The sequence below is a fragment of the Ruegeria haliotis genome, assembly GCF_013377785.1.
Lineage (GTDB): Bacteria > Pseudomonadota > Alphaproteobacteria > Rhodobacterales > Rhodobacteraceae > Ruegeria > Ruegeria haliotis.
This window is the reverse complement of sequence record NZ_JABXWT010000005.1, coordinates 1-22,826: the sequence shown is the minus strand read 5'-3', so window position 1 is coordinate 22,826 and position 22,826 is coordinate 1. Positions and strand designations below refer to the sequence as shown.

Sequence of the window (22,826 nt, the reverse complement as noted above, 5' to 3'; positions counted from 1 at the left end):
CACATTAAGGGCGGGCACCACATGCCCGCCCATCAAGGAGATACCCCCATGGCAGACCTGCTTAAAAAACCCTTGGGCACCCGCGGCAAGGTGCATGATATCACCCCGGCCAGCGCTGGCTGGCGATATGTGGGGTTCGGGCTCTACCATCTGAAAGCGGGCGACCGGGCGGCAGAGGCAACCGGAGATCGCGAAGTCATCTTGGTGATGGTTGAAGGCAAGGCAAAGGTCACCGGCGCCGGGCAGGATTGGGGCGTGCTGGGAGAACGTATGAACGTCTTTGAAAAGACGGCACCACATTGCCTGTATCTGCCCAACGAAACGGAATGGGCCGCAGTGGCCGAGACCGATTGTGTCATCGCAGTGTGTTCAGCGCCCGGCAAAGGCGGTCATCAGGCGCGCCGCATCGGCCCGGATGGCATCACGCTGACAGAACGCGGCAAGGGTGCGAACACGCGTTATATCAACAATATCGCGATGGAGAATGAAGACTACGCCGACAGCCTTCTGGTGACCGAGGTCTTCACCCCGAACGGTCATTGGTCTTCCTATCCCAGCCATCGCCATGACGAAGATGATTATCCCCGCATCACCTATCTGGAAGAGACCTATTACCATCGCCTCAATCCGGCCAATGGCTTTGGCATCCAGCGGGTTTACACCGATGACGGGCAACTGGATGAGACGATGGCCGTGTCGGATGGCGATGTTGTGACCGTCCCTCGCGGGCATCACCCTTGCGGTGCCCCCTATGGATTTGAGATGTACTATCTGAACGTCATGGCCGGGCCTTTGCGGAAATGGCGTTTTGTCCCGGCCCCCGAGGTCGAATGGATCATGGAGCGTGACAGTTGACCAAAGACTTTGCCATTTACCCCAGTCTGAACGGAAAAACCGTATTCATCACGGGCGGTGCAGGAGGCATCGGCGCTGATACTGCGCGCGGGTTTGCGGCGCAGGGGGCAAAGGTGGGGTTTCTCGACATCAATGCCGATGCAGGGCATGCGCTACTGGCTGAACTGGATGGCCAGCATGCATTTGCCCAATGTGATTTGCGCGACATCGAAGCAATGCGCGCCGCCTTTGCGCAACTGAGTGACACGTTGGGCGCGGCCGATGTTTTGGTCAACAACGCCGCGCAGGACGACCGGCATGATTGGCGCGAAGTTACGCCAGAATACTGGGACGAACGTATGGCGACCAATATCCGCCACATGTTTTTTGCCATCCAGTCAGTCGCGCCGGGTATGACCGAGAAGGGCGGCGGCTCGATCATCAATCTGGGTTCGAATTCCTGGTGGGAATGCGGCGCCGGTTTCCCGGCCTATGCCACCGCGAAATCAGCCGTGCATGGCCTGACCCGCACCATGGCGCGCGAGTTGGGTGATCACCGTATACGCGTGAACACGGTGGTGCCGGGCTGGATCATGACTGATCGGCAGAAGGATCTGTGGGTCACACCTGAAGCGCTGGCCAAACAGGTCGACCGGCAATGCCTGCCAGACCCGATTGACCCGATTTACGTGGCGCGGATGGTGCTGTTCTTGGCCTCTGACGATGCTGCCATGTGTAGCGCGGGCAACTTCATGGTCGAAGGCGGTTCGATTTAGACCACCCCCGATTCAAGTACCAAGCTATCTTTGGTGCGGTGCACCAAAGGCGCGAATGACAACACGTGCCGCCGCTTCGACCGGGTCGTGGGTCTCTTTCAGGATGGTGACGCGGTCGAAACGGCTTGGGTCCCGATTGACCGCCTCACGCAAGGCTTCGCCAAAGGCCATCCGCAGTTCAGTACCGATGTTGAATTTGCAAATCGAAGTTTCGCGTGCCAGTCGAATACGTTGTTCTACCGGTACACCCGATCCACCGTGAATCACCAATGGTATGTCGGTTGAGGCGTCGATCTGGCGGATGCGGTCCTCGTCCAATCCGCCTTCCTTGTTCTGTTGCAGGTGGACATTCCCAACCGAGATTGCCATCGCATCCACGCCGCTTTCAATGGCGAATTGTGCGGCCTCGGCGGGGTCGGTTCCGTTGGACCCTTCACCGCCCGAATACCCCACGAATCCGATCTCACCTTCGCAGGAAATTCCGGCCGCATGGGCCATTTCGGCAATGGCTGCGGTCTCGTCGATATTCTGCTGCAAAGGCTTGCGTGATCCGTCGAACATCAACGACGTAAAACCGCTGTCGAGGGCGATCTTGCAATCTTCGAACGTGTAGCCGTGATCGAGATGCGCAACCACCGGGACTGAGGCGTTTTCGGCCAGATGTCGGAACATTTTGCCCAGCACTGGCAACGGGGTGTGATCGCGGCAGCTGGGCCCCGCCTGCAGGATGACAGGGGCGTTTTCAGCTTCGGCAGCGGCCACATAGGCGCGCATATCCTCCCACCCAAGGGTGACAAGGCCGGCCACTGCATACCCTTGAGCGTAAGCGGGGGTCAGAACGTCTGAAAGAGTGACTAGGGTCATTTGAATTTGGCAATCATGTCTTTGATGCCCGGAATCGTCTCGATTTGATAGGCATGCGTGGGTTGGAAATATTGCACCAGAGAGCGTTGGCTCAGGCCGCCAAGGATGGTGAAATAATACATCTCGTATCCCGGCAGGACACAGCAAGGGTGATAACCCTTGTCGATGCAGATCGTTGAACCATCGACGATGTGATAGGCATCACCCGGTTCATTATCCTCGCGCTGCAGCATCTGCAGGCCGGAGCCCCAGTTGGGTTTGAAGCGGAAGTTATAGGTCTCGTCATGGCGGGTTTCATCCGGCAACCGATTGGTGTCGTGCTTGTGGCTGGGGAAACCTGACCATCCGCCCTGACCAACGGTAAACAGCTCGCTGACTAACAGGCGACCGACCTTGTCTTGCTGTTTCTGACCGAGGATGTGTTTGATTTTGCGATGCGTTTTGGTGTCGTCGCTGCCGTATTGAACAAGGTCATGTTCGCGGACATCAAAGGGGTCCAGAACCTTGTCGTATCTCGCGCCTGCGATGAACACCTCGGCTTGGTCAGACACGCAGACCAGCTGCGCTTTGGCCCCAACGGGAACATAGGCGCCTTCGGGTTCGCCATCCCAGACATCTTCGCCCCGGTTGCCCAGCTTGGCAAAGCGGACGCCTTCGATATCAATGTCGACGCTGCCGGTGGCAGGGGTGATGCAGGTTTCATAGCCCGGGACCTGATATTCGAATGCCTCGCCCTTTTTCAGTTTGACGATGTTGAAATAGTTCAGAGGCACCGTCGGGTCGTCGGCGTCTACGATAGGTTTGTTCTGATTGTCGTAGGGCGCGATGTGCATTGGGTGCTCCTATGAGGTCGGGCCGGGATGGGTGGTAAGAAACGAATCCAGTTCGGGCGTCGTGGGCATGGCAGGTGCGCACCCGGGCTGGGACACTACAATCGAGGCGCAGGCCGAGCCGCGCATGACCGCGTCTTGCAGTGAATGCCCTGCCGCGACCGAGGCCAGCAGACCGGCCATGAAACTGTCGCCTGCGCCATTAGGTTTGACAGCTGTAACAGGATAAATGCCGGTGCGGATTTCTTGCCCGTCCACCAGGGTCACCGCGCCCTTTTCGCCCATCTTATAGATAACGATGCGCCCCGGTTTTTGCGCCAGCTCTTTCGCCTTGGCAAAGCCCATTTCGATGCCGCCGGCCATGAACCCGAACTCTTCATCGTTACCGACGATCAGATCACTTGCGTCGCCCGCGCGGGACAGGACATCGGCGGCAACTTCGGGCGAAGGCCAGCTGTATGGGCGGTAGTCGATGTCGAAAATGATTGGCAGGCCGGCTTTACGTGCGTTTTCAAAGGCGCGGAACGTGGCGCTGTGCGAGGGTTCTGCAGCGAATACGGTTCCGGCAGAGATCACGGCCGAGAATGCATCGTAATCAACGTTATCCATGTCCTCTTCGGTCACCTGAAAGTCGACCGCGCCATTGCGGTAGATGACGTTCTGGAAGTTTTCGATCCGACTTTCGTAGACGGCCATCGACATGCGATATTCGCCGCCGATCACGCGGATGTTCGATGTATCAACGCCGTAGTGACGCAAGCGGTTCAGGCAGAACCGGCCAATTGCGTCGTCCGAGACCGAAGTGATCAGCGCCGCCTGACTGCCCAGTTTGACCAAACCGGCACAGATATTGGCGGAAGAGCCACCGAGATCGGCGTGGAACGTATCGGCATCTTCGCTTTTGACACCAATGGGATCTGCGTACAGGTCCATGCCTGCGCGTCCCAGAACGGCGAAGCGGTTTCCTTTGATACCGTCGATCAAAGTGCTCAAGTCATATCCCTCCGGCAAAATGAGTCGGCAAAGTTTGGACCTTGCGTTGAATCGATTCACACGATACTGATTTTGCAACCGGTTGCAAATAGTATGTTCGGAGCCGCGGCAAATGCCTGATATCGGAATTGGAATTGTTGGTGGCGGCTATATGGGCAAGGCTCATTCCGTTGCCATGTCGGCGGTAGGCGCGGTGTTCAACACTGCACTGCGGCCTCGACTTGAGATGATCTGTGCCTCAAGCCCAGAAAGCGCTGAGCGTTACAGGGAGGCTTACGGATTTCAACGCGCAACCGATGACTGGTGTGTGCTGGTCAACGATCCGGCGGTCGAGGCCATCGTGATTGCCTCGCCGCAGTCGACACATCGTCAGATTGCCGAAGCAGCCTTTGCGTTGGGCAAGCCGGTGCTGTGCGAAAAACCTTTGGGCGCATCGTTGGATGATAGTCGGGCGATGGTGGCTGCGGCTGAGGCGGTGGGTGCGATCAACATGGTCGGGTTCAACTATATCCGCACACCGGCAAGTCAATTCGCACGTCAGTTGATCGCAAACGGCGACATTGGCGATGTCACTTGGTTCAGGGGTGAGCATACCGAGGATTTCTATGCCGACCCCGAAGCGCCCGCGACCTGGCGCACGACCGGAATGGCCAATGGGACGATTGGTGACCTTGCCCCGCATATGGTTAACGGTGCGATGGCATTGGTCGGTCCCATCACGCAAGTGATGGCTGATGTTGAGACCGTGCACAGCACGCGCCCCGGCGGCGAGGTCACGAATGACGACCATGCCCAGATGATGTGCCGTTTCGAAAACGGCGTCATGGGCAACCTTTATTTCAGCCGTGTCGCGACTGGGCGCAAGATGGGCTATGCCTACGAAATCTCGGGCACCAAGGGCGGCATCCGTTTCGATCAGGAAGATCAGAACGCCTTGTGGCTCTATCGGCGCGAAGGGCCGGAAGCGTCCAGAGGGTTCACCAAGATTCTGACTGGCCCTGCCCATCCGGATTACGAACCGTTCTGCCAGGGTCCGGGACATGGCACCGGATATCAGGATCAGATCATCATCGAAGCCAAGGATTTCCTGCAGGCGGTCCATACCGGTGAGGAAATTTGGCCAACGTTTCGCGATGGGCACGAAGTCAACCGCGTATTGGCGGCTGCGCTGGCCTCTTCGGATCAGCGGCAATGGAAAGAGATTCGCGATTTCTAATCGCAAAAACCAACGAAAATCTGAAGAGAGACGAAGACCATGGCAAAGCTGAAATGGGGCATGATCGGTGGTGGTGAAGGCAGCCAGATCGGGCCTGCACACCGGTTGGGCGCGCAAGCTGACGGGATGTTCGAGTTCGCCGCCGGCGCGCTGGACCACCGACCCGATGTGGGGCGTGAATACGCCCAGAGATTGGGTGTCGCCGCTGATCGCGCTTATGGCAATTGGCAAGAGATGCTGGCTGGCGAAAAAGACCGTGCGGACCGGATCGATCTGGTGACCATCGCCACCCCCAACTCGACGCATTTCGAGATTGCCAAGGCATTTCTTGAGGCGGGGCTTAACGTGCTGTGCGAAAAGCCGATGACAATGACGGTGGAAGAGGGCGAAGAGATCGTTCGCGTTGCCGAGGCATCGGGTAAGATATGTGCGGTGAATTACTGTTATTCTGCCTATCCGATGGTGCGTCAGGCCCGCGCGATGGTGCGTGCCGGTGAGATTGGCAAGGTGCGTCTGGTCGTGACAAACTTCAGCCATGGCCATCATGGCGACGCTACGGATGGCGATAACCCGCGCGTTCGCTGGCGGTATGATCCGGCAATGGCGGGTGTTTCTGGGCAGTTCGCAGATTGCGGCATCCATGCCCTGCACATGGCCAGTTTCATCTGCGGCGACGAGGTAAAGACTCTTTCCGCCGACCTGGCCTCGACCATCTCCAGTCGGGAGCTGGAGGATGACGCGATGATCAATTTCCGCATGGAAGGTGGAACGGTCGGGCGGCTTTGGACCTCTTCGGTCGCGATCGGGCGTCAGCATGGATTTGACATTCAGGTTTTTGGGGAAACAGGCGGGCTGCGTTGGGCGTCCGAGCAACCCAACCAGTTGATTTATACGCCCGTCGGCGGACGGACGCAGATCATCGAAAAGGGTGAAGGCGGATTGCATGAGGAGGCTCAGCGTCTGTCCCGCGTCGCCATTGCGCACCCCGAGGGTTTCCCTCTGGCGGTGGCCAACATTTATTGTGATCTGGCTGATGCGATCCAAGGCGAAGACCGCGACGGGTTGCCCGGCGCGTCGGATGGCGTTCGCTCGATTGCCGCAGTTCACGCCGCGGTTGCGTCCGGCAAGGAAAACGGCACATGGAAAGATGCCCGCCCGCCAATGTTCCGCTGATCAGAGGCGGGGCCGCAGCGTGCCCCGCTCGATCACCCGGCAGGGGAAAATCCGGGCCTCGGGATAGCGCTGAGGCTCTTTCAGCATCTGCTCGACCAGATCTACGGACGAAGTGATGATCTGCTTGATCGGTTGGTGAATGGTCGTCAGGTCAACACTTTGCCAGCGAGACATCTCCATATCGTTCAGGCCAATGATGCCGATGTCTTTGCCCGGTTTCAGCCCATGCTCGGCCAGCGCTGACAATGCCCCGACGGACAGGATGTCATCGCCGCAAAAATAAGCCTCGGCCGGAGAGTCTGCGAGCAGGCGCAACATCTCGCTGCGCCCGGCTTCGAACGAATAAGCGCTTGCAAAACAGTGGGTCACGTTGATTTCAGGATGGTCGCACAGTTCTTCTGTGAACCCGCGATGCCGGTCCAGGGCCGAGGTCGCATCTTTCGGACCCCCCAGATATCCCACATGCCGATAACCGCGTGCCAAAAGCTCTCGTGCAGCCATGCGCCCGCATTCCACGTTGTCGATTCCCACCACATGCACTTCGGGCGATGTCGCCGAACGACCAAAGGTGTGCACAACCGGCACGCCCGCATCGTGAAAGGCCTTGGCAAAGCTGGGCGGCAAGGTGGATGAGGCGACGATGGCGGCATCGACCGAATACTGTCGCAGCATCCTGACCGAGTTTGCCGGCTCGGTCTCATCCGTCAGGTTCACAATCAGAGGGCGCAGGCCGCGTTCCTGCAGGGCGCGGGTGAATTGGTCGAAAACTTCAAGGAAAATCGGGTTGTGAAAGTTGTTGGAAATCAAGCCGATCAGCTTGGTTCGTCCGGTCGTAAGCGATGAGGCGAGTGCGTTCGGGCTGTAGCCGAGTTCTAGCGCTGCTTTTTCAACCTTGCTGCGGGTTTTGGCGGATACGGATGCGCCCTCGGTGAAGGTGCGCGAGACGGCAGACCGGGACACGCCCGCAAGGGCCGCAACGTCTTTCAGAGTTACGCTCACGGTTGTTGCCCCATGGGTCTGAGGGACAGATAGGCTGTTGGCTTTTTCATGGCATGGGCATTATGCACCATCGCCCCGGGGGTGCAACCGGTTGCAATCCGCGCTGGAGGCATCTCGACCATCGCCGGTGTCTTGTTGATAGAGAAGGTGGTGGGTGATGAGAGACTCGAACTCCCGACATCTTCGGTGTAAACGAAGCGCTCTACCAACTGAGCTAATCACCCGTGAAGGTGGATGTAGCCAAGCCTGCGCGCAGGCGCAAGAGGGTCTGGAAGAATTTCTTGCATCGAATTTGCTAGTGATTGAGTCTGGAGGGGTGTCAGGAGAAATTCTGCCCTGTGGTTTTCGCGCCCGGTGCACGGGTTATACTGCAAAGGCGCTTGCGTGTTCCCTGTCGCCTCCGATATTCCCTGAGGAACTGCAACCTTCCTGCTGGGAGCGCACATGATCCTTTCCGATTTCCGCCGGTTTCTGAGCGCGGCACTGGTTCTTTGTGCATTGGCGCTGGCGCCGATCCGGGCCGGGGCCGAAGGGGTATTGGTGTTTGCTGCTGCCAGTCTGAAGACGGCGCTGGATGAGATCGCGCCCGAGTATGAGCAACAGGCGGGGCAGGACGTCACCATTTCTTACGCGGCTTCTTCGGTGCTGGCCCGGCAAATTCAGCTGGGCGCACCGGCGGATCTGTTCATTTCGGCCAACTCTGATTGGATGGATGTTTTGCAGGCAGACGGATTGATCGACGTGTCATCACGCGTGGATCTGCTGGGCAATGGGCTGGTTCTGATCGGCGCTGCGGATCGTGTTGCCGTGGGGCAGATCGGGCCGGACTATGATCTGACCTCAGAACTGAACGGAGGATATCTTGCTATGGCGCTGGTTGATGCGGTTCCGGCAGGTATCTATGGCAAGGTGGCGTTGCAGGGATTGGGGCTGTGGGACACTGTGGACGGTCAGGTGGCCCAGTCCGACAATGTGCGCGCCGCGTTGGCTTTGGTGGCGGTAGGAGCCGCACCATTGGGAATCGTTTATCGATCAGACGCACAGGCTGAAACCCGTGTGAGCGTTGTTGGGACCTTCCCGGCCGATCTGCATCCGCCGATCATTTATCCGGCGGCGGTGACTGTCTCGGCAAAACCCGGCGCGCAGGCATTTCTGAGTTATTTGCAAACTGACGCGGCAGAGGCCATTTTCCTTGAACAGGGGTTCGCACTGCCGGGCGGGGGATCGTGATGGATTGGTTGGGCCCTGCCGAGTTGGAGGCGCTCAGGTTGTCGCTGCGTGTGTCATTTTGGGCGACGCTGGCGACCCTGCCATTCGGTATATTCGTGGCCTATGCACTGGCGCGCTGGCGATTTCCGGGGCGGCAGATTTTGAACGGTTTGGTGCATCTGCCTCTGATTTTACCGCCGGTGGTAACCGGCTATCTGCTGTTGTTGACCTTTGGCATTCAGGGGCCGTTGGGCAGATTTTTGGCCGAGTTCGGGATTGTTGTTGCCTTCCGTTGGACAGGTGCTGCGCTGGCCGCCGGCATCATGGCGTTTCCATTGATGGTCCGGGCGATCCGCTTGTCGATCGAGGCGGTGGACCCCAGGCTGGAGCAGGCAGGGGCGACGCTTGGGGCCTCGCGTCCGTTTGTATTTGCGACGGTGACCTTACCGATGATCCTGCCGGGTGTTGTCGCAGGAGCCATTCTGGCCTTTGCCAAGGCAATGGGCGAGTTTGGCGCCACCATCACTTTCGTCTCGAACATTCCGGGTCAGACGCAGACATTGCCTTCAGCCGTCTATGCGTTCTTGCAAGTGCCAGGGGGTGAGGCCGCCGCGACCCGGCTGGTGATCATCTCGATCGTCATCGCCATGAGCGCATTGCTGTTGTCGGAATATGTCGGGCGGCGTGCGGCAGCTCGGGTGGCCGGATCATGAGCCTGTCTGTTCGGATGCAGCACGCCTTGCCGGGGATTGATTTGGATCTCAGCTTTGACGCACCTTCGGGGGTGACGGTTCTGTTCGGGCGCTCCGGCTCGGGTAAGACGACCATAGTCAACGGGGTTGCTGGTCTGATGCGGCCACAGGCCGGACGCGTGGCCGTCGATGACTGGGTTTTGTTCGACACCGACCAGGGGCTCTGGCTGCCACCTCATCGACGGCGTCTGGGGTATATCTTTCAGGAAGGGCGGTTGTTTCCGCATCTGACCGTGCGCCAGAACCTCGCCTATGGCCGGTGGTTCGCCCCTCGGAAGGCGCCGCGCGAAAATCCTGACAAGGTTATCGAGATGTTGGGGATCGGCCATCTTTTGGACCGGCGTCCGGCGGGATTGTCGGGTGGCGAAAAACAGCGGGTTGCCATCGGTCGGGCCCTGCTGGCCAGCCCGCGGTTAATTCTGGCGGATGAACCGCTGGCGGCGCTGGATGATGCCCGGAAGGCGGAAATCCTGCCGTATTTCGAGCGACTTCGGGATGAGGTGTCGGTGCCGATCCTCTATGTCACGCATTCGGCGGCCGAAGTGGCCCGGCTGGCAACCTCGGTGGTGGCTTTGCAAGATGGCAAGGTTGTGCGCCATGGCCCGGCCTCGGATGTGCTGGCGGACCCTTCTGTGGCCCCTGCTGGCATTCGGGCGGTGGGCGCGGTGTTGCAGGTTCGGGTTCTGAAGCATCACCCCGATGGGTTGACCGAGCTGGACGCGCACGGATCGCGATTGTTTTTGCCGCAGATCCGGCACCGGGTCGGGGAAGATCTGCGCATCCGGATACCGGCGCAGGAAGTGATCTTGTCCAGCAAGGTACCAGAAGGTTTGTCAGCCCTGAATGTCTTGAGCGGAACTGTCGATTCGATCCGGTCCGGTGATGGTCCGGGGGCCATCGTGGCGGTGAAAACACCTGCCGGGATCGTTTTGGCCCGCGTGACGCGCAGGTCTGTCGCGGCGCTGGATCTTCGACCTGGCAGCCCATGCCATGCAGTTATAAAAACCGTTGCACTGGCCCCGCAGGACGTCGGTGGGCGGATAAGGTCAGGTGATTGAGATCACGCGAGCGCGCGTGCCTCATGGTCGCGCAGGATCAGACGTGCGGCCCGCCCAAAACCCGAATTCTGCGACGTAATGCGGTCCGGGAAGATGGCGGCCAGCTCTTGCAGACCCTCAGAGGATATTGTGTGCAGCGCTTCGTCGCCCAGAAACAGGCTTTCGGCTGGGGCGCCCTCGGCTATCAGGATTTCGTGCCGATCCAGCAGGATGTGCACATACTCGACAGGCTGGTCCGACGTATCGATGGATATTCCGGGCCATGAACACAGATGCTTGGCAGCGACTAAGGCTTCGGGTGCGCCGCACAGCAATTCGACCTTGGGACCACGTATCAGAATGCGGTGCTGTTGGGATACCAAAAGGTCGCGATTGGGCGTATTTGGACCAAGACTGCCAGCAGTAATTCGAACAGGGCGCATAGCGGGATTGTCACATAATCGGTCCGCAGAAAGATGGCTGCTTTCGATCCATCGGATCGGTTGCGCCCCGCGATCCAGTGTCAGCAAGGGGTCGCCAACTTCCAGTTCGTCGATGGGTCTTGCGCCATCCGGGGTTTCAATCCGGGTACCAGCGGTGAAACATACGCCTTCGATTTCGATGCTGATGGTTGCAGTCCCTGAGTAGGGTAAATTACCTATACCAGTAGCGACTGTGCCCGTTACTTGGACCGTGAACTCGTCAAAAACGATTTCATCATCATCAAGATCGGCGAAAAAGGTCGGGTCAACCGTGTAGGTCCATTCGCCAGTGTTGGAATCAATACTGACAGTACCATGTTCAGGTTGGGTCCCAATCACCCAGTTTTGGCTAACAATTGACAGCGTACCACTGTCCAAAGTCAGCTCCCCCTCCGCCTCGTTCGGAGGGTTTCCAGTTACTTGCCCTGTAAGATCACCTGTGATTGGAATTGAAACCATTTCAAACCCCACCTTGCTGTAGAACGTGTTCGAATTCCTTCTTGCGATATAGTCGCATATGAACGTCGCCCGCCGTATCCCGTGTCCATTCCACGATCCTGTTGCGCGTCAGATCGCTGTCCATTCGGTTGGTGCGCACGCGCGGGTGTGGAATGTCCCGCTTCAGGATATCGACCATCTGGTTGGTTTGTCCAAACGGGGCCACAAGATCGACGATCCAGAAAGACGAGCCGCTGGTGAAATCCTTGTCGGACAGAGGTTTTTCCTGAACGGCATACCTGTATTCAGTTTCGGTGCTGAGACCGGCAAAAGTCATAAATCCGCGCGGAAATCCGTTTTGTCGGAAGATGTGGTATTGCCCCAACCGAAACGGGGTTTCAAAAGCATAGAGCGTTTGCGCCAAGCTGCGTTTCTGATGCGTTTTCGTCAGCCCGGCCAAATAGAACATCGCACCAAAATCAGCGTATTTCTCGGGCGGAATATCAAACCAGTCTTTTGGAAATGAACTATTCAAATACGCACCCAACACACAATCACATCGAGATTTTAACTAACAACAAGTCAATTTGGTACCAATTTCTGTAGCATGGGGCAGGGTGGGGTTTTACGTAAGCACGTTCAGGCACCTTTACTCGGATGGCGCGGTTATTATGCTATAAAGGATTGGGATTTGTGTTTCAGGATGTTTCGCGGATGCGTTTTTGCAAGATTTTAGCTGTGACAGCATTGGTTTTGACGCCGGGATTGGCACAAGCCGTTGGGTTTGGTCTGAACGTAAGGCCACAGTTCAGAACCGAGATAACCCCATTGCAAAATGGTATATACGAAGTGAAAGCCATCGGCTCTTCCGCGGCGATCAACTATTGGTGCGGCATCGGAGATTACGCGATCCGCACGCTGGGCGTTTCGAATTCACAACGTATCTATATCGCAAGAGCTTACGAACCGGGGGTCAGAACGGTGCAATTCTCGCTGACCCCACCGCCCGGGGCCGACACAAACCCCGGATATTCCATCACTGTAAAGCGGGTGGGTGAGAACATGTCGGCTTCGTCCGCACAGAACTATTGCTACGACAACTTCATGGACCTCGACTTCTGAGGTTCAGACCCACTTGGCCATTGGTGGCAGGCTCATGAGGACGGCATCCGGGTCATGGCCGGTTTCCAAGCCGAACTTGGTGCCCCGATCGTAGACGAGATTGTATTCGGCATACAGGCCGCGATGCACCAGTTGGGCAGTCTTATCGGCATCGGAAAAGCCCTGTACCCGGCGTTTTTCCACCAAGGGCAGGAATGCAGGCAGGAACGCCCGGCCAATATCCTGCGTAAGCGCGAAATCCGCCTGCCAGTCGCCGGTACAATGATCATCCATGAAGATACCACCGACACCCCGCGCCCGTTTGCGGTGAGGGATGTAGAAATACTCGTCCGCCCAGGCTTTCAGGCGTGGATAGTGCCCCGGCCCGTGCGGATCCAGATGGGCCTTTTGCGTGGCATGGAAATGTGCCGTGTCTTCGTCGTATTCGATGCAGGGGTTCAGGTCCGAGCCGCCGCCGAACCACCATGCGTGCGGCGTCCAGAACATGCGTGTGTTCATGTGAACCGCCGGAACGTGGGGGTTCTGCATATGCGCCACAAGGCTGATGCCGGATGCCCAGAACCGGGGGTCCTCGGTCATGCCAGGAATTCCCTTGCGCGCGGCCATGGCCTGCTGAGCCCGTTCGCCGAGCGTTCCGTAGACGGTTGAAACATTGACACCGACCTTTTCAAACACGCGCCCGCCGCGCATGACGGACATCAGACCGCCACCCGCATCAGTGCCGTCTTCGGATTGGCGTTTGGTTTCTGTGACCTCGAAACGGCCTGGTTGCGCGTCCGAGAACGGGCCAGTGTCGTGGCTGTCCTCTAACGCTTCAAAGGCAACAACGATATCGTCGCGCAATTGACGGAACCATGCGGAGGCGGTGGATTTTTCGGTATCAAACATGGATTTTTAATGCGCCGGGGCAGCGACGGGGTCCAGCAGGGTTCTGCCGCCGTCGATTGTCAGGATTTGACCGGTGATGAACCCGGATGCATCCGAGGCCAGAAATTGCGCGGTCTCGGTCAACTCGGTCGGGGATGCGATGCGGGCCAGTGGAGTGTGTTTTTCGATGTCATCGCGAAAATCGCGGTTTTCCTTAAGTGTGGATTGCAACGATGCGCTCATGACCGACCCCAGCGCAATCGAGTTCACGCGAATGCGGCTTGGTGCCAGTGCCACGGCCAGCGAGCGGGTCATCTGGTCCAGCGCAGCCGTCGATACCGAATAGGCCATCAAATCCGGGTGTGTGCGTCGGGCCGCAATCGAGGACAGGTTGATGATCGAGCCCGCCGGGCTATCGTTGTCATCGCCCGACTGTTTAATCATACGCTTAGCCACGACCTGACTGAGCCGCAAAGCCGGCATCAGATTCTGATTCAGCAAGGTCCGAACCGAGTCGTCATCGGTGTCCAGCGGATCTGAGGGGATCACCTGTCGCGCGCCGTTGATCAGAATGTCCACCTGATCAAACGCGTCCAGGGTGGCTGACAACAGATTGGCGATGGTCAGCTTTTCGCGCAGATCACCGGCGAAATAGCTGATGTTGCTGTCTTCCGCCTGATCGCCCAGTTCCTCGATCAGGCGCTTTTCGTCTATGTCGGCAAACATGACGTTTACACCGGCATCCGCGAAATGACGCCCGATGGCCAGCCCGATTCCGTTCGCACCGCCTGTTACAATTGCTGTCTTGCCAGCTATGGAAAAGGACATCCGAATCCTCCTGAGTTGGGGCGCAGGTTAGCGGGCCTTATCGCCGAGGGCGAGAGGCGTGAAAAACCTTGAACCGATTGTCGCCAGTCACTTCTTTTACCTGAGTGAACAACTCACTCAATGTGGTCTCGTAAGGCAGGTGGCGGTTGGCTACCATCCACAGGTTGCCGCTGCGAGTCAGGTTGCGGGCGGCTGACGCGATGAACCCCTGTCCCAGCGCGGGGTCGGCATTGCGCGAGGTGTGGAACGGCGGGTTCATGACCACCGTGTCGATTGACTCGGGCGCCTTCCACGTGACGGCATCCGCCCAATGAAATTGGGCGCGAGAGTCTGGCACGTTGGTACGGGCGCAAGTGAGCGCGGCGTGGTCAGCCTCGACCAGATGTAAAGTTTTGAGGCTTTCGTTCCTGAGCAGTTCTGCAGACAGATACCCCCAGCCTGCGCCCAAATCCGCCACGCATGAGCCAAGCTTGGTAGGCAGCGCCCGCAACAGCAAGGCCGAGGCCGGATCGATTCCGTCGGCTGAGAACACGCCAGGGGCTGTTTGGTAGCCATCCACGCTTTGGGTTTCCGGCGCGGCCCAGTCGGAAAAGGCCTGTGGGTCGGATTGGAACCAGAAGATCTTGCCGTGCGCCTTGGCAATCGGCCCGTCGACCGTGACGCGTTTGCGGACGTCCTTCAACACGCTGTCCACACCGTCGGTCTTTGCGCCATCGACAACGATCACGCCACTGGCGCGATTACAGGCTTGATGGATCAATGCGCGGGCCAACGCCTTGGCGCGCGGCAAAAACACGATTGCGTCCTGACAGGGGTCATCGGCTTTGGGCGTCGTGGTAAATCCCTGGTCCGCAAAGTGGTCGTGAAAGGGTTTGAACGGCTGCACCACCTGCGAATCCGATGGCAGCGACGACAGATCATGATTTGGCGTCGGGCCAATCACGGTCAGCGGTGACGACAACGTCAGGCCGCTTTGCAGGGCAAGATCAAGGCGAGGGGACATGGGCAATTCCTGCAGAAGATATGGCGCGGGCAACTTGGCCCAATGTCGTTTTATTCTTCACGTTCCATAGTACATTGCAGGGGGTGCTGATGCCTGCGGGCAAAATCCATTACCTGACCCACTTTGGTTTCTGCAATTTCGTGGCTGAAGACCCCCACCACGGCGACGCCCTTCTTGTGCACGATCAACATGATCTCAAACGCCTCAGCGTGGGTCATTCCGAAGAACCGCTCCAGCACATGCACCACGAATTCCATCGGAGTGTAGTCGTCGTTCAGCAAAAGAACTTTGTATAGCGGCGGACGCTTGGTTTTGGGGCGCGTCTGTACCAGGATCGACGTGTCATTATCGTCGTCCGAGTCGTCAGACATCATCCAGGGATTTTCCAGCATCGCGTATAACTGTCCGATTCAGACTTTGGGATTACCTGTGCGCTTATATAACGTGAGCGTCGTCAGAGAAAAGAGCAAGCGGACGTAAACGGGATGGAAGAAAAACTGACCACAATCGGGTTCGATGCGGATGACACGCTGTGGCACAACGAGCGGTTCTTTAAACTGACGCAGGCCCATTTCGCCGACCTGCTGGCGGATCATGCCGCGCGGGATCATCTGATGGACCGTCTGCTGGCGGCTGAAAAACGCAATATCCGGCACTATGGATACGGCATCAAAGGGTTCACCCTGTCGATGATTGAAACCGCCATCGAGGTCACACAGGACCATGTCCCGGCTGCGGTCATTCGGCAATTGATCGAAGCCGGGCAAGAGATGTTGGCCCATCCGATTGAATTGTTGCCCCATGCGCGCGAGGCGGTCGAGACGATGGCGGAGACCTATCGCGTGGTGTTGATCACCAAGGGTGACCTGATTGATCAGGAGCGAAAGTTGGCGCAATCGGGGCTGGGTGATCTGTTCGATTGGGTTGAAATCGTCTCGGAAAAGACGCCGGAAACATATCGCGGGGTGTTCGGTCAATACGGTGATGGCCCGGGGGCGGCGATGATGGTTGGCAATTCGATGCGATCCGATGTTGTGGCGCCGATTCAGGCCGGATGTTGGGGTGTTTACGTTCCACATGGCCTCGTTTGGGAGATCGAGCAGGCCGAGGTGCCAGTCGGAAGCCCGCGATTCCATGAATTGAAGGATTTGGGCGATCTGGCGGAGCTTGTCCGCGGCTTGAGTTGATGTGGCCATTCGGCCTCAGTTTTAGAAAATTCCTCGAGGGGGAGAGCTGAATCCTCGTCGCAGCAGCGCATTTGGTGTGGGCGTGCGCGGAAACACCAAGATGTAGCAGGTGTCCGGACGCATAACGAAACTGCGAAAACCCCAGCTTTCGGTTTATTTCATTGGGTCTCTGTGCTAGCCTCGTCTTTAATAAAATAATTATGCTGACCGGGAAAACCCGGCGGCGCGAGGCAGACAGAGGCAAAGATCGTGCAGATTCGGCGGACAGTTCCGGCCCGAATGGGCCTACTCCTTATGGTATTCCTGTGGGTGCTCGTTTTTGCACCCCTGAAAGGGCTTGCGGCCCCTTATGCGGCGATGGTGATCGACGCCCGCACGGGCGAAGTGCTGCATTCCCGAAACGCGGACACGCGGTTGCATCCGGCGTCGCTGACCAAGATGATGACGTTGTACATCGCCTTTGAAGCGGTGCGAAACGGTGAGATCGCACTGGACACCCCTGTGCGCATCACCAAGAAAGCTGCGTCCGAGCCGCCGTCCAAGCTGGGTCTGCGATCGGGGCAGACTATTGCGTTTCGTTATCTGATCCGGGCCGCCGCAGTGAAGTCGGCCAATGATGCGGCGACGGCCATCGGGATCGCGCTCAGCGGGTCCGAGGCGGCCTTTGCCCGCCGTATGACACGCACCGCCAAGGCGATGGGGATGAGCCGGACAACGTTCAAGAACGCCCATGGTCTGACCGAGTCAGGGCATTTGTCGACCGCTCGTGATATGACCGAGTTGGGGCGCCATCTGCTGTATGATTATCCGCAGTACTACAACCTGTTCTCACGGCAATCGACGCACGCGGGGATCAAGACCGTTCCCAACACGAACCGTCGCCTGCTGGCCGCCTACAGAGGCGCCGATGGCATCAAGACCGGTTACACCCGTGCTGCGGGGTTCAATCTTGTTGCCTCTGCCAAGCGCAAAGATGAACGGATCATTGCGACTGTGTTTGGTGGCAAATCCGGCGCCTCGCGTAATGCCAAGGTGGCTGAATTGTTGGATATGGGCTTCCGCCGCGCGCCATCCCGCGCGCCTATTCGCAGACCTGCACGTCCTGTTTATGCCGGGAATACCGGTCTGGGAGACACAGTCAAAGTCGCCCGCCTGGCAGTTGGTGCGCCCAAGTCAAGCTTACGGCCCGTGCTGCGACCGGGTCCCGGTGCAGCTATTCAGGTTGCTGGCGCCGTGGCGGAAACAGCCGCCAAGAACGGCGATCGCATTCAAACTGGTATAGCGGCGGCTATTGCGGCTGCCGATATTGCACCAACAGCGCCACCGGTCGAAAATTCGGACACGCGCCCGGCGTTGCGGCCTGATAATTTGGTTTTGGCTTCGACCGAACCGGCAAAACAACCAGAGCCCGAGCAGGAAGTTGTCACCCGCCTGTCCACGTCAGGTGGATCTCTGTGGGGCGTCAATGTGGGTCGCTATACCACCCGGTATGAGGCCGAGAAGGTTCTTTTGAAGACGGCGCTGTCGGAAATGACCACGCTGGAAGGAAAGTTGCGCAAGGTGAACCAAAGCTCGCGCGGGTTTGATGCGACCTTTCAGGGCATGACCCGCGAACAGGCCGACCTGGCCTGCCGCAGGTTGCAGGCGCGCAATGTTACTTGTTTCATGATCGGGCCATCATAAGGCTCGGCATTCTCTCCTGAATGGGTATTGGCTGCGAAAGAGATTTCGCAGCCCTTTTTTTGCCAGTGCCCTCAGTCGAACACGTGTCCGTGCTCATATTGTTCATCCTGCCCGGCAGCCGCAGTTAAGGCCGCGACGTTATCCTTGGTGAAGAACCCATCGTATTTATGGCAGCGTTCGATATATTCGGTGATCAGCAGTGTGTATTTCGAGTGTTTCGAGAAGATCTGTTTCAGATTCGGATCGTCTTTGCACTCACCCACCACATGGGCCAGGAAAGGCACACCTTTGTCCTTGAGCGTGTTGACCACGAAATCGACGTTTTTCTCACCAGCGCTGTGGTCGCCATCCTGAATCTCGACGGCCATGTGATGCAGGCGGCGGCCGAAATTGCGGACGAAATCTTCGGTTGGCATCGGCAGTTTGGCGAAGGAATTCACAAAAGAAGGTGTGTTGTTAGCCGTGAATACCTTGGCCGGAGATTTCTTGTCATTGTCGACATTGGAGTTGCGGTTCACGTTGGTCGACGAGTTCATGTCGAAAATGTTGTAAGCCCCCCAAAAGTAATAGGGCACCATCGTCAGAAACTCGAGGATCGCGTCCTCACGTTCACCCGCCAAAACGCGCGTCGCGAGGTGGTCGATTCCCAGCATCAATGGGGCAATTTTGGCGTCACTGCAAAAGGCGGCAACTTCGTCCAGACGCTTTTGTTCCGTAGTGCTCAGCAGCACCCGGTCGCCCAGACCAAGACTGTCAGTGTCATTGAAATCCAGTGTGGAATAACCAACTCGGTTGCAGGTGAAATCGGACGGCGTAGTAAAGAGGAGCCCGTCTTGCGTGTAGAACGGATTTTCGGTTTCACCGCTGTATTCAAACCGGATGTTTTGATCTTCGAGCGTTTTGCTCAAGGTGTTCAGATCCGTGGCCCCGAAAATCTCACCAACATAGCGGGTCTGCGGTGTTTTTCGCGCCAGCGGGTACATGCGGTTGATGCGGGGGATGAAGTCTTCGAACGTATCGCTTAGCGGGGCCATCAGGATCAGTGCCGGATAATCAGGGTGCGAGTGCATCACCGAGAACTTGTGCGTCCGTCCCAGATAGCTGGTCGTGTGGCGATACGGGGTCATGACATACAGTTCGAGCATCGTGTCGAACAAGGTCGTCCCTTCGACCTGAATCACGATCGCCCGCATTGGCCCGACCTGATCGGCAATGCCCGAGCTATTGCGCCTTTCGTAAATCTTCGGAAGGTATTCGTGAAAGAAATCTGAGTTCTTCTTGTCGCCTCGCGGCTCATAGGACATCAGGTCGAAAGACATAGGCGTGCCTCCTTGCGCAAAACCCGGCTGCGGTGGGGGTGGTTGCGCCACCAGCCCGCAAATTACGTTGCTTCAATTACGGTATTCAGAACATGCACTTGCAGTCATGCTAGGGGCTGAAATCCGTCCGCGCAACAATAAGGAAGTAAGCAGCAGAGATTACGCGGATCTGTCTATCGGGTGAATTTCGTCACCTCGACGCCACCTGCGATCAGGTTTTCCCGGACCGAGCGAGCGATTTGCACGGCGGTCGGGCCGTCCCCATGCAGGCAGATCGTGTCGATGGACGTTTCCAGATGCTTGTCGCTTTCGGTGATGATTGCGCCTTGGCGGACCATGTTCAGGATACGGGGACCGGCAATCTCGGGGTCGTGGATCACTGCGCCGGGCAGGCTGCGATCGACCAGAGTACCGTCGTCGTTATAGGCGCGGTCAGCAAAAATTTCACCGACCCATTTGCATCCCAACTCGCGCACAGCGTCTTCCTGTTTGGTGACGGCCAGAACCATGATGATGATATCGGGGTCGACGTCCAATGCGCCCTGATAACAGGCCCGCGCCATATCGACATCGGCCGAGCACATATTGGCCAGTGCACCGTGCAGTTTCAGATGACGCACTTTGGTGCCAACGGTCGAAGCCATGCCCTTTGCCGCGCTCAACTGATACCGAACCAGATTGCGCAGGCTGTCATGGGGCACTTTCATATTGCGGCGGCCAAAGCCCTGAAGATCGGGGAAACCGGGATGGGCTCCAACGCCCACGTCATTGTCGGCGGCCAGGGTCATCGTTTTAGCCATCACATCGGGATCACCCGCATGAAAGCCGCAGGCGATATTGGCCGAGGTGATGATTTTTAGCAGGCTTTCGTCATCGCCCATATTCCATGGACCAAAGCTCTCACCCATATCGGCATTCAGGTCGACGCGAGGCATCGGCAAATCTCCTTAGTCGGTGGCAGAGATCACTCCGCTGATCAATTGGTAGGACAACAGGTCCGCGATGTCATGTGGATCGCGCAGCAGTGGTTCAACTTGGCGGGGCAGGTGGGCAAGCTCTGACTGAAAACGTGTGTGCAGGGCCATGGCCTGATCGATTGTGACGAATTCGAACCGGATTGGCGCGCCCGCAGGCGTCTGCGCCGCACGCGGCATATCGCAGGGCAGGACGGTCGCAATGCGGGGATAGCCGCCGGTGGTCTGACACTCGGGCAACAGGATGAACGGACTGCCGGTGCCAGTCATCTGAATATCGCCAGGGGTGATCACCTCGGACAGGATATTCAACTGGCCTTTCGCAGCGAAGCCATCTCCGTCGCTTTCCAGTTGCATGCCCATCCGGTTGGCGCGTGTGCCACGGCGGAATTTGGTTCTGGCAAATCGATCCAATGCTGTGTTGTCAAACAGTGACGTTTGAAAGCTGGCGACAACATGCAGCACACCCCCCGAAAATCGTTCGGACGGGATCAGTTTCAATCCGGTATTGCCCGTGTCTGGACCCGCTGCCAGCACGTCGCCCGCCTGTACCACCCGGCCTATCTTGGCGGTCAGATGGGTGGAGCGGGATCCCAGAAATACTGCGGCCTCGACCCCGCCACCCACATGGAGATATCCGTAGTTGCCCTGCAGGGCTGCTCCGATAACAAGCCGTTGTCCTTGTGTCAGCTGGTGTGAGGCATTCCAGACCACCGGGCTGCCGTCGATACTGGCCTTCATGGGGGCACCGGTCAGCGCGATACGGGTCGGTTGAGATGCTTCGAATTCTCCCCCCATCCCGGCCATTTCCAGTGCAGCACAGTCCGGGCTTTGACCCAACAAAGCTGCCCCTTCATGTAGCGCCAGAATGTCAGCAGCCCCCGACCGTGATAGACCTTGGTCCAGAAAACCCGTGCGCCCTTGATCCTGAAGGGTGCAGGCCGGGCCAATGCGGCGGACGGTCAGGCTCATGCGGTGATCTCCTGACATGTTGCGCCGCCAGAACCATCGGCGTTGTCATCCCGGATGTGTTCCAACTCTTCGCGAGACACCGCCTTGAACAGCATTTCATCGCCGGGTCTCAGCGCAAAGCTCTGCGCCATTTCAGGACGGAAACACCGAAAGGCCGTTTGCCCGACATGCCGCCATCCGGTTGGGGTCGGTCCGGAAAACAGAACAAATTGCGAAATCGCCAGAACCAGTGCGCCTTCGGGCACCATAGGGTTCAATTCCTGTAGGCGGGGAATGTTAAACTCCGGCCCGAGCGGGCCGAGATAGGGTTGTCCGGGAGCAAAGCCAATGGTCAGGACCCGTACACGGGTTTGACTGAGCCGCCGGACCGCTTCCTCGGGATCTAAGCCCGCCGCCGCCGCGGCTTCTTCCAGTTGCGGCGCAAGATCGGTGCCATAGACGGTCGGCACGCACCACAGCCTGCGCCCTTCGGGCAAGGGTGTGCTGTACCAGTCTTTTTGGTTCAATAGGGCCGCGAGACGTTGTGTGACTTCGGCATGAGGCACATTCACTGGATCAAACCGAATATAGGTCGAAGCCAACGAGGCCGACGTTTCCGTCACTCCATCCCAATGCTGCCGCTCGATTTCGGCCCGAAACGCCAAAGCGGCTCGGTTGGCGGGTTCAGTCACTGCGTCGCCAAAGGTCACCAAGGCTCCGTCAAGGCCAACGGTTCGAACCAGGGGGAAAGGATTGGGGGGGGTCATTTATGTCCCGCATCAAAATAGGTGGAATTCGTTTCGGAACCTGACCGCATCCGGCGTTGATACGCAAGGCTGGGGAATAGGCAGGCGGAGAATTTGATTTCGAAACGACTGGAAAGAGCGTCTGTTGAAACTAAGTTGCGCTTTCGACGTATGGTCGCTTTGCCGATTCCGGCCCGTTCCCACGCCTTTGAAGTGACTCGGAATCAAGTTTCGAGTCGGGTTGCCTTGTATCGAGATACGGTGAGATCGCTATATCTTGTGTTCCTCCATTCCACGCGAAACGTAGAGGGGGTGTTTGCCTGTGATTGCTGTTAGCTTTCTGCATGAATTTGGAATTCAGGTGAGGATGTAATTGGTTGATTTAATGTAATAAAATAAGAAAAATCAAAAAAAATGGGCAGTTTCCAATTTTCTGCTTGCGGCTGGAGCGGGTTATACTTAGAACCCCCTTCACCGGCGCTGGTGAGGCGCTGGAGACGGGCCGGAGAGACGGTTGGGACGCTCAGGAGAGACTGGGGGCAT

General features: G+C 57.8%; 25 protein-coding genes and 1 tRNA gene. 10 read left to right on the top strand and 16 right to left on the bottom strand.

Going from position 1 to position 22,826, the window contains the following annotated elements; translation table 11 throughout:
• The first annotated feature begins 48 nt into the window (after positions 1 to 48).
• A complete protein-coding gene (iolB, locus tag HW561_RS11615; protein WP_176864904.1) occupies positions 49 to 855 on the top strand; it encodes a 5-deoxy-glucuronate isomerase in 807 nt (268 codons plus the stop codon).
• Complete coding sequence (locus HW561_RS11610) at positions 852 to 1,610, top strand: SDR family NAD(P)-dependent oxidoreductase (RefSeq protein ID WP_176864902.1); 759 nt, start codon at positions 852 to 854, stop codon at positions 1,608 to 1,610. Before iolB ends, HW561_RS11610 begins: the two co-directional genes overlap by 4 nt.
• Positions 1,611 to 1,634: 24 nt before the next feature.
• Here HW561_RS11610 and HW561_RS11605 read toward each other — a convergent pair whose 3' ends face one another.
• The 3 genes from HW561_RS11605 to iolC are packed head-to-tail and all read right to left on the bottom strand — an operon-like array spanning position 1,635 to position 4,297.
• Entirely contained in the window at positions 1,635 to 2,474 is an 840-nt protein-coding gene (locus tag HW561_RS11605; protein WP_176864900.1) for a class II fructose-bisphosphate aldolase, read from the bottom strand.
• A complete protein-coding gene (locus HW561_RS11600) occupies positions 2,471 to 3,307 on the bottom strand; it encodes a 5-deoxy-glucuronate isomerase (protein WP_176864898.1) in 837 nt (278 codons plus the stop codon). The genes HW561_RS11605 and HW561_RS11600 overlap by 4 nt, the downstream gene beginning before the upstream one ends.
• A 9-nt stretch (positions 3,308 to 3,316) precedes the next feature.
• Complete coding sequence (iolC, locus tag HW561_RS11595; RefSeq protein WP_176864896.1) at positions 3,317 to 4,297, bottom strand: 5-dehydro-2-deoxygluconokinase; 981 nt, start codon at positions 4,295 to 4,297, stop codon at positions 3,317 to 3,319.
• Between the two features lie 112 nt (positions 4,298 to 4,409).
• Between iolC and HW561_RS11590 the strand changes: the two genes are divergently transcribed.
• Together HW561_RS11590 and HW561_RS11585 are read left to right on the top strand one after the other, a co-directional pair.
• Complete coding sequence (locus HW561_RS11590) at positions 4,410 to 5,513, top strand: Gfo/Idh/MocA family protein (protein WP_176864894.1); 1,104 nt, start codon at positions 4,410 to 4,412, stop codon at positions 5,511 to 5,513.
• Between the two features lie 39 nt (positions 5,514 to 5,552).
• Positions 5,553 to 6,686, top strand: coding sequence for a Gfo/Idh/MocA family protein (locus tag HW561_RS11585; RefSeq protein WP_176864892.1), 1,134 nt, complete (start codon positions 5,553 to 5,555; stop codon positions 6,684 to 6,686).
• Here HW561_RS11585 and HW561_RS11580 read toward each other — a convergent pair whose 3' ends face one another.
• Complete coding sequence (locus HW561_RS11580) at positions 6,687 to 7,685, bottom strand: LacI family DNA-binding transcriptional regulator (protein WP_176864890.1); 999 nt, start codon at positions 7,683 to 7,685, stop codon at positions 6,687 to 6,689.
• Positions 7,686 to 7,833: 148 nt separating this feature from the next.
• Positions 7,834 to 7,909: transfer RNA gene (locus HW561_RS11575), tRNA-Val, on the bottom strand.
• A gap of 220 nt (positions 7,910 to 8,129) precedes the next feature.
• Here HW561_RS11575 and modA point away from each other — a divergent pair.
• Genes modA through modC form a run of 3 tightly spaced genes read left to right on the top strand, consistent with a single transcriptional unit; the run spans position 8,130 to position 10,704 of the window.
• Entirely contained in the window at positions 8,130 to 8,915 is a 786-nt protein-coding gene (gene modA / locus HW561_RS11570; protein ID WP_176864888.1) for a molybdate ABC transporter substrate-binding protein, read from the top strand.
• Entirely contained in the window at positions 8,915 to 9,607 is a 693-nt protein-coding gene (gene modB, locus HW561_RS11565; protein WP_176864886.1) for a molybdate ABC transporter permease subunit, read from the top strand. Before modA ends, modB begins: the two co-directional genes overlap by 1 nt.
• Positions 9,604 to 10,704: a molybdenum ABC transporter ATP-binding protein gene (modC, locus tag HW561_RS11560; RefSeq protein ID WP_176864884.1), complete on the top strand. Its 1,101-nt coding sequence runs from the start codon at positions 9,604 to 9,606 to the stop codon at positions 10,702 to 10,704. Before modB ends, modC begins: the two co-directional genes overlap by 4 nt.
• Positions 10,705 to 10,706: 2 nt before the next feature.
• Here the strand turns inward: modC and HW561_RS11555 are convergent, their stop codons facing one another.
• Positions 10,707 to 11,624: a Hint domain-containing protein gene (locus HW561_RS11555; RefSeq protein WP_176864882.1), complete on the bottom strand. Its 918-nt coding sequence runs from the start codon at positions 11,622 to 11,624 to the stop codon at positions 10,707 to 10,709.
• A gap of 1 nt (position 11,625) precedes the next feature.
• Entirely contained in the window at positions 11,626 to 12,138 is a 513-nt protein-coding gene (locus HW561_RS11550) for a toxin-activating lysine-acyltransferase (RefSeq protein ID WP_176864880.1), read from the bottom strand.
• 179 nt (positions 12,139 to 12,317) lie between these two features.
• Between HW561_RS11550 and HW561_RS11545 the strand changes: the two genes are divergently transcribed.
• Positions 12,318 to 12,725, top strand: coding sequence for a hypothetical protein (locus tag HW561_RS11545; protein ID WP_176864878.1), 408 nt, complete (start codon positions 12,318 to 12,320; stop codon positions 12,723 to 12,725).
• Positions 12,726 to 12,728: 3 nt separating this feature from the next.
• On the opposite strand, the gene hemF is transcribed toward HW561_RS11545, so the two are convergent.
• Genes hemF through clpS form a run of 4 tightly spaced genes read right to left on the bottom strand, consistent with a single transcriptional unit; the run spans position 12,729 to position 15,815 of the window.
• The gene (gene hemF, locus HW561_RS11540; RefSeq protein WP_176864876.1) at positions 12,729 to 13,613 is read right to left on the bottom strand and encodes an oxygen-dependent coproporphyrinogen oxidase; all 885 of its coding nucleotides are present in this window, start codon (positions 13,611 to 13,613) and stop codon (positions 12,729 to 12,731) included.
• A 6-nt stretch (positions 13,614 to 13,619) separates the two neighbouring features.
• Positions 13,620 to 14,420, bottom strand: a complete 801-nt coding sequence (locus HW561_RS11535) for an SDR family NAD(P)-dependent oxidoreductase (protein ID WP_176864873.1) — start codon at positions 14,418 to 14,420, stop codon at positions 13,620 to 13,622.
• Between the two features lie 37 nt (positions 14,421 to 14,457).
• A complete protein-coding gene (locus tag HW561_RS11530) occupies positions 14,458 to 15,423 on the bottom strand; it encodes a class I SAM-dependent methyltransferase (RefSeq protein ID WP_176864871.1) in 966 nt (321 codons plus the stop codon).
• Between the two features lie 50 nt (positions 15,424 to 15,473).
• Positions 15,474 to 15,815: an ATP-dependent Clp protease adapter ClpS gene (gene clpS, locus HW561_RS11525; protein WP_176864869.1), complete on the bottom strand. Its 342-nt coding sequence runs from the start codon at positions 15,813 to 15,815 to the stop codon at positions 15,474 to 15,476.
• 93 nt (positions 15,816 to 15,908) lie between these two features.
• Between clpS and HW561_RS11520 the strand changes: the two genes are divergently transcribed.
• Positions 15,909 to 16,610, top strand: a complete 702-nt coding sequence (locus HW561_RS11520) for an HAD family hydrolase (protein WP_176864867.1) — start codon at positions 15,909 to 15,911, stop codon at positions 16,608 to 16,610.
• Between the two features lie 279 nt (positions 16,611 to 16,889).
• Positions 16,890 to 18,293, top strand: a complete 1,404-nt coding sequence (locus HW561_RS11515; protein ID WP_176864865.1) for a D-alanyl-D-alanine carboxypeptidase family protein — start codon at positions 16,890 to 16,892, stop codon at positions 18,291 to 18,293.
• 71 nt (positions 18,294 to 18,364) lie between these two features.
• Here the strand turns inward: HW561_RS11515 and HW561_RS11510 are convergent, their stop codons facing one another.
• From HW561_RS11510 to HW561_RS23705, 5 genes are all read right to left on the bottom strand, one after another.
• Positions 18,365 to 19,612: a hypothetical protein gene (locus tag HW561_RS11510; RefSeq protein ID WP_176864863.1), complete on the bottom strand. Its 1,248-nt coding sequence runs from the start codon at positions 19,610 to 19,612 to the stop codon at positions 18,365 to 18,367.
• Between the two features lie 173 nt (positions 19,613 to 19,785).
• Positions 19,786 to 20,547 carry a LamB/YcsF family protein gene (locus HW561_RS11505; RefSeq protein WP_176864861.1) on the bottom strand — a complete coding sequence of 254 codons (762 nt, stop codon included), beginning with the start codon at positions 20,545 to 20,547 and terminating at the stop codon, positions 19,786 to 19,788.
• A 12-nt stretch (positions 20,548 to 20,559) separates the two neighbouring features.
• Positions 20,560 to 21,558: a 5-oxoprolinase subunit C family protein gene (locus HW561_RS11500; RefSeq protein ID WP_176864859.1), complete on the bottom strand. Its 999-nt coding sequence runs from the start codon at positions 21,556 to 21,558 to the stop codon at positions 20,560 to 20,562.
• Positions 21,555 to 22,304, bottom strand: coding sequence for a 5-oxoprolinase subunit B family protein (locus HW561_RS11495; RefSeq protein ID WP_176864857.1), 750 nt, complete (start codon positions 22,302 to 22,304; stop codon positions 21,555 to 21,557). The genes HW561_RS11500 and HW561_RS11495 overlap by 4 nt, the downstream gene beginning before the upstream one ends.
• 311 nt (positions 22,305 to 22,615) lie before the next feature.
• Positions 22,616 to 22,826, bottom strand: a 211-nt coding sequence (locus tag HW561_RS23705; protein WP_211198615.1) for a hypothetical protein, incomplete at its 5' end; no start/stop codon positions are given.

What these genes read in the sequence shown, in the direction of transcription:
- iolB (WP_176864904.1), top strand. Translation starts at nt 49, where the DNA reads ATGGCAGACCTGCTTAAAAAACCCTTGGGCACCCGCGGCAAGGTGCAT.
- HW561_RS11605 (WP_176864900.1), bottom strand. Translation starts at nt 2,474, where the DNA reads ATGACCCTAGTCACTCTTTCAGACGTTCTGACCCCCGCTTACGCTCAA.
- HW561_RS11600 (WP_176864898.1), bottom strand. Translation starts at nt 3,307, where the DNA reads ATGCACATCGCGCCCTACGACAATCAGAACAAACCTATCGTAGACGCC.
- HW561_RS11590 (WP_176864894.1), top strand. Translation starts at nt 4,410, where the DNA reads ATGCCTGATATCGGAATTGGAATTGTTGGTGGCGGCTATATGGGCAAG.
- HW561_RS11585 (WP_176864892.1), top strand. Translation starts at nt 5,553, where the DNA reads ATGGCAAAGCTGAAATGGGGCATGATCGGTGGTGGTGAAGGCAGCCAG.
- modA (WP_176864888.1), top strand. Translation starts at nt 8,130, where the DNA reads ATGATCCTTTCCGATTTCCGCCGGTTTCTGAGCGCGGCACTGGTTCTT.
- modB (WP_176864886.1), top strand. Translation starts at nt 8,915, where the DNA reads ATGGATTGGTTGGGCCCTGCCGAGTTGGAGGCGCTCAGGTTGTCGCTG.
- modC (WP_176864884.1), top strand. Translation starts at nt 9,604, where the DNA reads ATGAGCCTGTCTGTTCGGATGCAGCACGCCTTGCCGGGGATTGATTTG.
- HW561_RS11555 (WP_176864882.1), bottom strand. Translation starts at nt 11,624, where the DNA reads ATGGTTTCAATTCCAATCACAGGTGATCTTACAGGGCAAGTAACTGGA.
- HW561_RS11545 (WP_176864878.1), top strand. Translation starts at nt 12,318, where the DNA reads ATGCGTTTTTGCAAGATTTTAGCTGTGACAGCATTGGTTTTGACGCCG.
- hemF (WP_176864876.1), bottom strand. Translation starts at nt 13,613, where the DNA reads ATGTTTGATACCGAAAAATCCACCGCCTCCGCATGGTTCCGTCAATTG.
- HW561_RS11535 (WP_176864873.1), bottom strand. Translation starts at nt 14,420, where the DNA reads ATGTCCTTTTCCATAGCTGGCAAGACAGCAATTGTAACAGGCGGTGCG.
- HW561_RS11530 (WP_176864871.1), bottom strand. Translation starts at nt 15,423, where the DNA reads ATGTCCCCTCGCCTTGATCTTGCCCTGCAAAGCGGCCTGACGTTGTCG.
- clpS (WP_176864869.1), bottom strand. Translation starts at nt 15,815, where the DNA reads ATGCTGGAAAATCCCTGGATGATGTCTGACGACTCGGACGACGATAAT.
- HW561_RS11520 (WP_176864867.1), top strand. Translation starts at nt 15,909, where the DNA reads ATGGAAGAAAAACTGACCACAATCGGGTTCGATGCGGATGACACGCTG.
- HW561_RS11515 (WP_176864865.1), top strand. Translation starts at nt 16,890, where the DNA reads ATGGGCCTACTCCTTATGGTATTCCTGTGGGTGCTCGTTTTTGCACCC.
- HW561_RS11510 (WP_176864863.1), bottom strand. Translation starts at nt 19,612, where the DNA reads ATGTCTTTCGACCTGATGTCCTATGAGCCGCGAGGCGACAAGAAGAAC.
- HW561_RS11505 (WP_176864861.1), bottom strand. Translation starts at nt 20,547, where the DNA reads ATGCCTCGCGTCGACCTGAATGCCGATATGGGTGAGAGCTTTGGTCCA.
- HW561_RS11500 (WP_176864859.1), bottom strand. Translation starts at nt 21,558, where the DNA reads ATGAGCCTGACCGTCCGCCGCATTGGCCCGGCCTGCACCCTTCAGGAT.
- HW561_RS11495 (WP_176864857.1), bottom strand. Translation starts at nt 22,304, where the DNA reads ATGACCCCCCCCAATCCTTTCCCCCTGGTTCGAACCGTTGGCCTTGAC.